General features: G+C 61.6%; 12 protein-coding genes. 7 read left to right on the top strand and 5 right to left on the bottom strand.

Translation table 11 applies throughout. The features are described 5' to 3' along the window. Positions 1–50 precede the first annotated feature (50 nt). The 3 genes from ACIPVK_RS04140 to ACIPVK_RS04130 are packed head-to-tail and all read left to right on the top strand — an operon-like array spanning position 51 to position 3,399. Positions 51–1,484 (top strand): NAD(P)/FAD-dependent oxidoreductase, encoded by a 1,434-nt coding sequence (locus ACIPVK_RS04140; RefSeq protein ID WP_407610710.1) that lies wholly within the window; start codon positions 51–53, stop codon positions 1,482–1,484. Beyond that, positions 1,481–1,918, top strand: a complete 438-nt coding sequence (locus tag ACIPVK_RS04135) for a cupin domain-containing protein (RefSeq protein WP_407610709.1) — start codon at positions 1,481–1,483, stop codon at positions 1,916–1,918. Before ACIPVK_RS04140 ends, ACIPVK_RS04135 begins: the two co-directional genes overlap by 4 nt. Continuing rightward, the gene (locus ACIPVK_RS04130) at positions 1,915–3,399 is read left to right on the top strand and encodes a gamma-aminobutyraldehyde dehydrogenase (protein ID WP_407610708.1); all 1,485 of its coding nucleotides are present in this window, start codon (positions 1,915–1,917) and stop codon (positions 3,397–3,399) included. The genes ACIPVK_RS04135 and ACIPVK_RS04130 overlap by 4 nt, the downstream gene beginning before the upstream one ends. A 402-nt stretch (positions 3,400–3,801) precedes the next feature. Here the strand turns inward: ACIPVK_RS04130 and ACIPVK_RS04125 are convergent, their stop codons facing one another. After that, positions 3,802–4,182: a hypothetical protein gene (locus tag ACIPVK_RS04125; RefSeq protein WP_407610707.1), complete on the bottom strand. Its 381-nt coding sequence runs from the start codon at positions 4,180–4,182 to the stop codon at positions 3,802–3,804. A gap of 84 nt (positions 4,183–4,266) precedes the next feature. Here ACIPVK_RS04125 and ACIPVK_RS04120 point away from each other — a divergent pair, with 84 nt between their 5' ends. From ACIPVK_RS04120 to ACIPVK_RS04110, 3 genes are all read left to right on the top strand, one after another. Next, positions 4,267–4,929 (top strand): DEAD/DEAH box helicase family protein, encoded by a 663-nt coding sequence (locus ACIPVK_RS04120; protein WP_407610706.1) that lies wholly within the window; start codon positions 4,267–4,269, stop codon positions 4,927–4,929. A 63-nt stretch (positions 4,930–4,992) separates the two neighbouring features. After that, positions 4,993–6,402 (top strand): hypothetical protein, encoded by a 1,410-nt coding sequence (locus ACIPVK_RS04115; protein ID WP_407610705.1) that lies wholly within the window; start codon positions 4,993–4,995, stop codon positions 6,400–6,402. Positions 6,403–6,595: 193 nt separating this feature from the next. Beyond that, positions 6,596–6,949: a hypothetical protein gene (locus ACIPVK_RS04110; RefSeq protein WP_407610704.1), complete on the top strand. Its 354-nt coding sequence runs from the start codon at positions 6,596–6,598 to the stop codon at positions 6,947–6,949. A gap of 220 nt (positions 6,950–7,169) precedes the next feature. Here the strand turns inward: ACIPVK_RS04110 and ACIPVK_RS04105 are convergent, their stop codons facing one another. Continuing rightward, positions 7,170–7,475, bottom strand: a complete 306-nt coding sequence (locus tag ACIPVK_RS04105; protein ID WP_407610703.1) for a hypothetical protein — start codon at positions 7,473–7,475, stop codon at positions 7,170–7,172. A gap of 160 nt (positions 7,476–7,635) precedes the next feature. Continuing rightward, positions 7,636–8,004, bottom strand: a complete 369-nt coding sequence (locus tag ACIPVK_RS04100; protein WP_407610702.1) for a DUF6573 family protein — start codon at positions 8,002–8,004, stop codon at positions 7,636–7,638. A 113-nt stretch (positions 8,005–8,117) separates the two neighbouring features. Here ACIPVK_RS04100 and ACIPVK_RS04095 point away from each other — a divergent pair, with 113 nt between their 5' ends. Continuing rightward, positions 8,118–8,726: a hypothetical protein gene (locus ACIPVK_RS04095; RefSeq protein ID WP_407610701.1), complete on the top strand. Its 609-nt coding sequence runs from the start codon at positions 8,118–8,120 to the stop codon at positions 8,724–8,726. A 179-nt stretch (positions 8,727–8,905) separates the two neighbouring features. Here the strand turns inward: ACIPVK_RS04095 and ACIPVK_RS04090 are convergent, their stop codons facing one another. Beyond that, positions 8,906–9,772 (bottom strand): hypothetical protein, encoded by an 867-nt coding sequence (locus tag ACIPVK_RS04090; RefSeq protein WP_407610700.1) that lies wholly within the window; start codon positions 9,770–9,772, stop codon positions 8,906–8,908. Positions 9,773–9,959: 187 nt separating this feature from the next. After that, positions 9,960–10,514 carry a GAF domain-containing protein gene (locus ACIPVK_RS04085; RefSeq protein ID WP_407610699.1) on the bottom strand — a complete coding sequence of 185 codons (555 nt, stop codon included), beginning with the start codon at positions 10,512–10,514 and terminating at the stop codon, positions 9,960–9,962. Positions 10,515–10,550: the final 36 nt, after the last annotated feature.

Here is a 10,550-nt window from a genome sequence, read left to right as displayed (position 1 = left end):
CCCCCCCCCCCCCCCACCACCGTGAGTTCCACCAATAATGAAAGAGCAACATGAGTATCTATGAAAACGTAGCCGACACCTACCCCGCGCACGTCATCCACGCGGCATTGGACGGTGTGAGCCCCGTGCCCTACTGGCTCGATGACCCCGAACGCCCCGCGGCGCTGCCCGCACTCGAGGGCACCGTGGAGACCGACCTGCTGGTGGTGGGCGGCGGATACTCCGGCTTGTGGACCGCACTCATGTCCAAGGAACGCGACCCGCAGTGCGACGTCGTTTTGATCGAAAGCCAGAGCGTGGGCTGGGCGGCATCCGGGCGCAACGGCGGCTTCTGCGAGGCCTCGCTGGTGCACGGCGACTCCAACGGGCGCCAGCACCTGCCCGATGAGAACGACCTGCTGCGCGAACTCGGCCTGGAAAACCTCAAGGAACTCACCGAAACCCTCGAACGCTACAACATCGAGTGCGAGCTGACCTACTCCGGCGTGCTGAAGCTGGCCACGGAGGAACACCAGGTCCAGTGGCTCAAGGACGAAGCCAAGCGCTACCCGGAACTGCGTTTCATGGACAAGGACACCGTCCAGGGCTCCGTGAACTCCCCGGTCTACCGTGCCGGGCTCTGGGACAAGGACGGGACCGTGATGGTCAACCCTGCCCAGCTGGCCTGGGGCCTGCGCCGCGTCTGCCTGGAACTGGGCGTGCGGATCTTCGAAAACACCCACGCCGTGTCCCTCGAGGGAAATTCCGAGGAAATCACGGTGGGCACCACCGCCGGGATGGTCAAGGCCAAGCACGTGGCACTGGCCACCAACGTCTTTCCCTCCCTGCTCAAGCGCCACCGCCTGCACACCATCCCTGTGTATGACTACGCGATCATGAGCGAACCACTGACCGAGGAGCAGTACGAATCCCTCGGGTGGAAGGACAAGCAGGGCCTGGCCGACCTGAACAACCGCTTCCACTACTACCGGATGACCCGGGACGCCAACGGCGCGGTGCGCATCCTCTTTGGCGGCTACGACGCCGAGTACTACTTTGGCGGCAAGGTCAAGCCCGAGTATGACCAGAAGCCCGAGACCTTCAAGAAGCTCGTCGCCCACTTCTACTTCACCTTCCCGCAGCTGGACGGGGTGAAATTCACCCACGCCTGGGGCGGGGCGATCGACTCTTGCAGCCGCTTCTTCTCCTTCTTCGATCATTCGCACAACGGTCGTGTCGCCTATGTTGCCGGCTTCACCGGGCTCGGCGTGGGTGCCACCCGATTCGCCGCCAACGTGCTGCTGGACCTGCTCTCCGGACAGAAGACCCAGCGCACCGAGCTGGACATGGTCAAGAAGAAGCCGATCCCGTTCCCGCCGGAGCCGGTGGCCTACATGGGGGTCAAGATGATGACCAGCGAGCTTGCCCGCGCCGACCGCAACAAGGGGCAACGTGGACTTTTCCTCAAGACAATGGACTCACTAGGAATGGGATTCGACTCATGAGCAACTCAACACCAACCACCGCCAGCGAACTGGACGGCGCCCTGGGTGGTGGTGTCCGCGTGGACGTCGCGGCCCTCAAGCTGTCACGCGAGGCAGTGGCCCCCGAGCAGAACGGTGGCGATGACCCGACCACCGGTTCGGTGGCTTTTGGCAGCATCGGCGGCGCCGACTTCGGCGTGTGGGAGATGAGCACCGGCACGATGTATGACGTCGAGGCCGAGGAAATCTTCGTCATCACCGCCGGCCGTGGCACGGTTGTGATCGCACCCTTCGGCGATGCCCCGGAACAGAGCACCGAGCTCTTCCCAGGCGCACTGATGCGTCTGAGCGGTGGCATGAAGACCACCTGGACGGTTACCGAGACCCTGCGCAAGGTCTATGTCACCCCGTCCGATTCCCAGGAAAACGTCAGCGGCAAGGAGAACCGGAAATGACGACCTTCACCGAAGGCCACCAGTACATCAACGGCACCCACCGGATTGGTTCCGGAGGGTCCTTTTCGCGAGTGAACCCGGCCACGGGCCTTACCGACGGGGACATCGACTTCGCGTCCCTGGCCGATGTCGAGGACGCGGTGGCCGCCGCTGCCGCGGCCTTCCCCGCCTGGTCGCGGCTGACCCCGGGCGAGCGTTCGGACCACCTGCTGAACTTCGCCCGGGCACTTGTCGCGCACGCCGACGAGCTGGCCGAGCTCGAAACCCTGCAGACCGGCAAGACCGTGCGGATGTCCCACGAGTTTGATGTGCCGGGCACCATCGATAACGTGAACTTCTTTGCCGGTGCCGCACGCAACCTGCAGGGATTGGCCGCCGGGGACTATGCGGGGAACTCCACCTCGATGATCCGCCGAGAGGCCATTGGCGTCGTCGGGTCGATCGCCCCGTGGAACTATCCGTTGCAGATGGCCGCCTGGAAGGTGCTTCCGGCGATTGCCGCTGGCAACACCATCGTGCTCAAGCCTTCCGAACTGACCCCGGGCACCACGCTGCGCTTTGCGCAGATCGCGACCGAGGCGGGGATCCCGGACGGTGTCTTCAACGTCGTGGTCGGTGCCGGCCGCGACGTTGGCGAAGCCCTGGTCAAGCACCCGTTGGTGAAGATGACTTCGTTCACCGGGTCCACGGCCGTGGGCCGCCGGATCATGGAAATGGCTTCGGAGACCGGCAAGCGCGTGCACCTGGAACTCGGTGGCAAGGCGCCGTTGGTGGTTTTCAAGGACGCCGACGTGGAGGCAGCGGCACACAGTGCGGTGGCCGGCTCAACCGTCAACGCCGGCCAGGATTGCACCGCCGCGACCCGTGCCTACGTGCATTCCTCGCTCTTTGAGACCTTCACCGCACGCGTTGCCGAGCTCATGGGCTCCATGGTCGTCGGGGACCCGACGGTCGAGGACTCGGACATGGGTTCGCTGATCTCCTTCGCGCACCGCGACAAGGTCTCTTCGATGGTGCAGCGCGCCGTGGCATCCGGTGCACGGACGCTGACTGGCGGATTTGCTCCGGATTTGCCCGGTGCCTTCTACCGCCCCACCTTGATCGTGGATGCGGCGCAGGACAGCGAGATAGTGCAGGACGAGGTCTTTGGCCCGGTGCTGGTGGCGCTGGCGTTCGAGACCGAGGACGAGGGCCTGGCCCTGGCCAACGACTCGCAGTTCGGTCTGGCCGCCTCGGCCTGGACCAAGGACGTGAACCTTGCCATGCGTGCCGCGGCCGAGATCCAGGCCGGTTGCGTGTGGATCAACGAGCACATCCCGATGGCCTCGGAGATGCCGCACGGCGGCTACAAGTCCTCCGGCATCGGCAAGGACATGAGCGCGTACTCCTTTGAGGAGTACACCAACATCAAGCATGTGCTGGTCTCGCACGACACCACCGCGCACAAGGAATGGCAGGACACCGTCTTCAAGCAGCGGTAGCTTTTTTCGCAGCTGCGGAAAACTATTCGATGTGGTGGCGTTCGCCCGGTGGTTGGACCACCGGGCGGACGCCTCCTGTCCCCGGACGGGGATTTCGGGGCTGGCCCGGCCTGCCGAATCAAATCGGAACCAATGCCACAACTGGGGGTTCCTATTGGATTCAGTTCGCCCGAAACAGCATTGTTGAGCTCCTAATCGTTTCGGACTTGGCCGCAATGGGGCTTCACCGTGCCTGAAGTTTCAGCGCTGGCACGTTGGTGGTCGGAGCTGTAAACGTTATAGCGAGGTATCGAATCGAACTGCAGAAAAATCTTCAAAGCTTGTATTCGTGGTGTCACGGAAAACTAAGCCCGTTGCTTTGGCATCAGCGGAGTTTTTCAAGTCAAGCGGTACGAAGGTGAGTTAGACGGCCGTTAGGCTGCTTCTTTTTCGGCGGTTTCCTTTGGTTCGTTGATTCATGCCGGCTCGGGCAGGGCCAGGATCTTGGGGTCGGTGGTGGCGCTGAACCGGTGGGGGTGTTTGGCCCTTGGTGCCCGGGACGATGCGGCTGATTTGCCGCATCGGCATCAGTTCCCCGGTACCCGCGGCAAGAAGCTCGACGCGGGTGTCGGCCGCTTCCCAGGAGCGGGTTTCACCATGTTCGTCGGTGTGGGAGGCGGTCGTGAACTCCTTCTGGGCGATGTCCTCGGTGGTGCCCTTGCGCCAGGTGAGGACGTCGAAACCTGCTTGGTCGATGTGGGCGAAGAGTGCCGGGGACCAGCCGCCGCGGTCAAAGCCGACCATCACCCGGCGCTCATCGCCGCTGGCGGTGCGCAGCTCGGGGGCTGTGCACTCGACTTCGGACTGCCCTTTCAGGCTACTTCGAAAATGACACCCACGGAGCTGGACATGCGCCCCGAGCAGCGCGCCGCCGTCGAGACCACTGCAGCCTACTTCCGTAACCACGCAGACAACAAGGCACCGAAGTTCCTGTGGAACGCAAAGATGCGTTTTGGCAAGACCTTCTCGACCTACCAGCTTGCTAAGGAGATGGAGTGGCAGCGGGTGCTTGTGCTCACCTTCAAGCCCGCGGTGGCCACGGCCTGGAACGATGACCTGGTCTCCCACGTCGACTTCGACGGCTGGCGCTACATCGACAAGGAGGCCAGCGAAGTAGAGCGCGACGACGCCGCCGACTACGACGGCCCTGTGGTTTGGTTCGCCTCTCTGCAGGACCTCGGTGGCCGCGATGCCGACGGCAACATCAAGGCCAAGAACGAGGCCATCCACCTGATCGACTGGGACGCCATCGTCCTGGACGAGTACCACTTCGGTGCCTGGCGTGACTCCGCCCGGGCCCTCTACGACCCCGCTGACAAGACCGAGGCCGAACAGGAAGAACCCAACGAGCAGGTGACCGTCGAGGGCCTCGCCGAGGAACTGGCCGTCAAGGCTAGCCACTACCTGTATCTGTCGGGCACCCCGTTCCGCGCGATCACCGACGGCGAACTCACCGAGGACGCGATCTTCAACTGGACCTACGTCGACTAGCAGCGCGAGAATGCCGAATGGGACAACGCCAAGGGTCCCAACCCATACATCGCCCTGCCCCAGATGCAGATGTACTCCTACGACATGGGCAAGAACGCCGAGGGCTACGCCGAGGACGGTGAGTTCAACGGCTTCAGCCTCAACGAGTTCTTCAATGCCACCAAGACCAACGACGGCTTCGAGTTCGAGCGCCCCGACGAGGTGGCCGAGTTCCTGGAGATGTTCCGCGGCAAGCTCTCGGACCAGATGAAGCTCCAGGTGCTCACCCAGGACAAGCCACCGTTCCCATACGAGGCCGTCCGGTTCAAATCCGCCGTCAAGCACTCGGTCTGGTACATGAACAACGTCGCCGCCTGCTTCGCGATTGCCGAGATGCTGCGCCATCATCCGTTCTTCTCCCAATTCGAGATCGTGGTCGCCGCTGGCAACAAGGCCGGCCAGGGCATAGCCGCCCTGCCACCCGTCGAGCGTGCCATCGAGGACGTCAAGAAGGGCGATGCGGTCGGCTCGATTACCTTGTCGGTCGGCAAACTGATGACCGGCGTCACCGTCCGCGAATGGGGCGCGATCTTCATGCTCCGGTCGCAGAAGAGCCCTGAGTCTTACTTCCAGGCCGCGTTCCGCGTCCAGTCCCCGTGGGCCTACCGTGACGCCGAGGGCAACCTCGACCTGCGCAAGCCGGTCTGCTTCGTCTTCGAGTCCGACCCCAACCGCGCCCTATCGCTGGTCGCCGAGTACGGCTCCAAGCTCGCCACCACCGGCGACACCACCCCGTCGCAGGCCATCGGCGAGCTGATCAACTACCTGCCGATCTTCGGCTTCACCGGGGGAGCGATGACCCAGCTCGACGCCACCGCGGTGCTGGACTGGGCCAGCGCTGGAGTCGGAGCTGCCGCGCTGGCTCGTCGCTGGAACTCCCCTCTGCTCGTCGATGTCAACGAGCACACCCTCTCCGCAGTCCTGGCCCAGCCGGCCCTGATGAAGACCCTGGAAAACGTCGAGGACTTCCGCGCGCTGGTCGACAACGCCCAGCAGGTCATCACCAACACCAAGGACCTCAAGAAAGCCAAACGAGACCAGGGCGGCAAACTCACCTCCGACCAGAAGAACCAGCAGTCCGAGACCGCCAAGTGGCGCTCCGAGATCCGCGAGAAGCTACAGAAGTTCTTGGCCAAGATCCCGGTTTTCATGTACACCACCGACTACCGCGAGGAATCCCTCAAGCACGTAATCGAGTCGCTCGACTCGGAGCTGTTCGAACGCGTCACCGGCCTGTCAGTGGCCGACTTCAAGACGCTCAACAACCTCGGCCTGTTCAATGCCCAGCACATGAACCACGCCATTTACCAGTTCAAGCGCTTCGAATCCGCCAGCCTCGACTACGCTCTCACCGACGAGGAGCGCGAACGTCGTCACCAGCACGAGCAGATCGGCCTGTGGGACAGTGTCACTGTCGGGGAAAGCCATGCCTGAGAAAGGGCATCGTCCGATCTATCTCCCCGACCTCATTGAGGCCGCTCGGGCCGCCCGAGAAAGTCCTGCGGGTCTATCCGCCTTCCTCGGTGACAGGGACACCGAAGGTTTGCACCTCTGGCCCGATGACGTCGCTAGGCAGTGGCTCTACGACCATTCCGATCACCACGCGTTCCTCGACGACTACGGACATATGGATCTGACAACCATCGTCTGGCGCGTCGAGATCGTCCCCTTGGAAGCGCTAATCACCATGCCCACGGGTGCCTCGGAGAGCGACCTCATCGAGTACTTCGCCGAGGAACCCGAGCATTGGGTCAAGGTCCGCAGCCAGGGTTGCCACGTTGGTGTCCGTGAGATGTGGGACTTGCACGGCACATGGAAGAGGTGGCCGATCCTCATCGATCAAGCCCTGGCCAACCCCCAACTTGAAGGTCTGCAAGTAGTGGAGGGTCGAACTCGCGTCGGGGTCCTGCGGGGGCGCACCCGACTCGGCCTCCACGTCGCCCCAAACCACCTGGCATGGGTCGGTCGTGCTCGGTTCTAGCCGAGGCACTTCTCAGCAATGTCGAGCCGCCCAAGCAGGATGCGCGCCAGCGCGAGGACTTCGAGAGCCGCCGACACCTATGAACGAGCCCGCGACTCGGCCTTCGCACAAGTCCCAGAGGGAGCCACAGGGATAGCCATCTACGTCGAACGGTAAACACCCAATCCCCCTAAACGAAGCACCGGCGCTCGCCGGTGCTTCGTTTAGGGGGACGTACCGTTTATGGCTGGGTGGAGATGAGCTTCTCTGAGGCATGCCTGAGGAGTTCGGCGGCTTCTAATAGTTGTTCGCGTTGCGCGTCCCCGACTTGCTCCCTGTCCAATGTTTGGGTTTGGTCCGCGAGGATGACGGTAGCTTCAGCGAGTTTGTTGGCGACGGTGCCAAGGTGTCCAGCGGTCCGGGAAATCTCCTGGTCGCCTTGGTTGGACGTACCTTCGCGCTGCTGGCGGTTCAACTTGGTGGTCAGCTTGAATGCGAGGTCGACCAGGTCGAGGGCAAGGGTGTGTGCTGCTGAAAACTTCGACATGGCTTTTCGCCTTCCTGGGCAGTCACAGAGGTTGAATTCATCGTGTAATGACTTGAGCTTCAGCGTTTCACCACCGGAATAGCCCGCTTGGTTTTGCTCTCACAGTATCGGGCAGGTACTTCCTTGCGTACTGGCGCAATCTAAGCCCTGCTGCTGGGCTCTAGCCTTCGTCGGGGCGCATGATCGTGACGACCGGCTCCCCTTGGTCCCCCGCGGTGCAAACGATTTTCAGATGAGCTTCCTCGGCTTCCTGAGCATCTGGTTGGTTAGGCGTGCGGTACACGGTGTAGTGACGAGTACTGGCGTTGTGTTCGTCCGGCGCTTTCACGCTGGCCACGCCCAGGGACAGGACATCGGCGAGACGCCCGGTTTCGTCCTGGACTCCGCCGTGGTCCCACTGCACAGTATCGGACCATGCGGCCTTTGAGATGGCCACGGGGACGCGAAAGCCGAAAGTGTAGGCCTGGTCGGAAACGTCGAGGAGCTTCCCTTCGGCGATCGATTGGGCTCGGGTGTAGGTGTGCAGCATGACCCTTCCTAATATGTTTATACTGATTAACTTATTGGAGCACGGATAGTTTTGTCAATCGCCACTTGCTACAATTTAGCCAAACCAGAAACACTACACTTAGGAAGACCCCCATGCGAGGACTGACCATTGAACAGGCCGCCGAAAAGGCCGAAATCAAGCTCTCCTACTTCCGATACCTCATGGCCCAGCTCAACGGCACCACCATGGATCTCCGCTCACCCCCCGTAACCGGCGAGCGCGCTCGGCGGTACAGTCCCCAGAAGCTTGCGGCGTGGATGGCGGCGGGGAAGCCGCTTCCTAGCTCCGAGAGTGCAGCTCCGTCCTCCGGTACCGGTGGGTCTCATGTGGTGGCCACCGCGCATCGTGCTGAGAATGGCAGTGGGTGGGTGATGACCTTGCAAAATCCTTCGCACACCGTGGAGGCGACATCGTTGAAGCGCGCTTGGGAGATCAGTCGAGTGAGGGCTGCGGAAAGTTTGGGGGCGGACCCCGAGTCGGTGAGTATTGATTTTCAGGTGCAGTATCCGAAGAAGGCTGCTGTCCTTCTTGGGGAGTTTCAGGATTTGGCGGCCGAAGCGCGGAAGCTTCAGGAGCGGGCGGATCAGAAGCGCCTTCAAGGTCTTCAGCAGCTGAGGGCTGCGGGGTGGCGTCAGCAGGAAATGGCTTTCGCGTTGGGTTTGACGCCGCAGCGAATTCAGCAGCTCCTGGCGGAGGGATAGGGGGACATACTGTCCCGTTGTCCCTCCCTGGATCCGGAGCCGGCTGATATAGTGAGCGAAAGCGCCCCGCTTGGAATGATCTGACAATTGTGCCTCTCCGGGGCGCTTTTCCTATGCTCGATAGTTGTGGGCCGCAAACATGCTCAGCGGCTTTGAACATCGGAGCGCGAGAGTGCCGGCTATGCGGGCAATGAGGAAACGGCCTGGCCGATTAGATCGGCTAATTCGGTAGCCAGCGCTTTTGGTAGGGCGTTACCCAGGATGCGGAAGAATCCCCAGATTCTTCCTTGTGTTGCCCCGTTCTTGGCTTGTTCGTCGATCATTTCAAGTTGAGTGTGCACGGCCTCCCGGTCTTCATCTTCTAGGTTTGCGCTGTCGATGATCTCTCGGATTTGTCGAAGCGCGGATTCGAACCCCTCTGCATCGATTCCGACATTTTGCGTCACGGTGGCGGTGTTGTGGTCGCCTTGCTGCGCGGCTCCAACGGGCCCGTTGATGTTCATGGTGTTGGTATCGCCGATGTTGGAGATCGTTGGGGTATGTCCCTTGTTCATCGAGATCCAGTCTTCCGGGCTGTAGCCGGATTCGAGTGCGGAGTATCCATTGGGCGTGAGCTCGGGGCGGATAAGCCCTTCTCCCCCGTATTTGAACCCTTTGATGAGATCCCATTCTGTTAGATGGGAGACTGCTCGCTGGTACTCGCCCTTCGCAACTGGAATGCCGCGCACGCTTGCTGGTGGATAGTAGTTTTCCGTGGAGCCGTAATCCGGATTGTTCTCAATTTTGGACATGATTTCAAGCTGAATGGCTGCCTGGCGATACCGTTTGCTCAGCCGGCGAGCGCTGGCGCGGGCTGCTGGCAGTATGCAAAAATTTGGGTCCCCGGCGAGACGGTCATCCTTCACCACAAGGTTCTGTGCCAGCAATTCATGATGAATTTCGGAAAGCTCATCTTGGGGGCAGACATCGGCCGGTACCACTTGGTCGTTTTCAATCTGATCAACTAAGAAGTTGAGGACGTTTAGTGCGGCAAAACTCAGCGACATTTCTTCTCCTGTTCATCGAAATACTCATGCTAGCCCTCGGCAGCGACAAGATAGCCTTCGCCTCATTTGTGGGCTTCACTCCACTGCCTCTCAGTGGGTCAGACTCATATGAATAGCTCGCTCACCGAATACCAATGCTTGATTCTTCGTTTCCGAAGATGATTGAGGATAATTACCCCATGACCGCTCAGACCTTCGCTGATAGGGCCCCGATGATCTCACCGTCGACGCGCATGGGCGTACCGAGAATCGCGCGCACCCCTTCGCCCTGCACGATGGCGTCGATCACGTGCACGAGCGAGTCGTCACTCATGTCGTCCCGGGTCTGCACGAAAGTCTTCGCCCCTGCAGCGTTGCCGAGTAATCCCGCGCCCAGCGGCATGCTGATTGTCCGGTATGCCTCGGTGACGACGCCGGTCGTGGAGTGCACGTACGTCCTCTGCGCCGCCCAGTCGTTCAGGCTGATGTAGCAGAGGTCGACCCGCAGCAACTGCTGCGCCTGAACGACGATGTCCTGTAGCAGCTGGTTGCGTTCGCGGACACCCGACATGTCCAGCGCGATGCGCGCCACCGCGAGGGCCATCTGCCGCCAACGGCGATCGTCGGAGCGCTCACGCGCGTCGCGCAGCAGTTCTTCGCGCAGTTCGGATGCCGTCACCACGGCCCCGGGCGCATCGAGGCTGCGCACGCGCATGAGCAGTCGCTCCACCGCGGGGCTGAGCTCTTCGAGCGATCCAGGCATGTGTTGTGACTTTCTCTATGAATTGCATCATGTTAT

The organism is Paeniglutamicibacter sp. MACA_103 (assembly GCF_045798555.1).
Taxonomy (GTDB): Bacteria; Actinomycetota; Actinomycetes; order Actinomycetales; family Micrococcaceae; genus Paeniglutamicibacter.
Note: the sequence above shows the minus strand (reverse complement) of the source record. Positions and strands in the feature narration are given on the sequence as shown.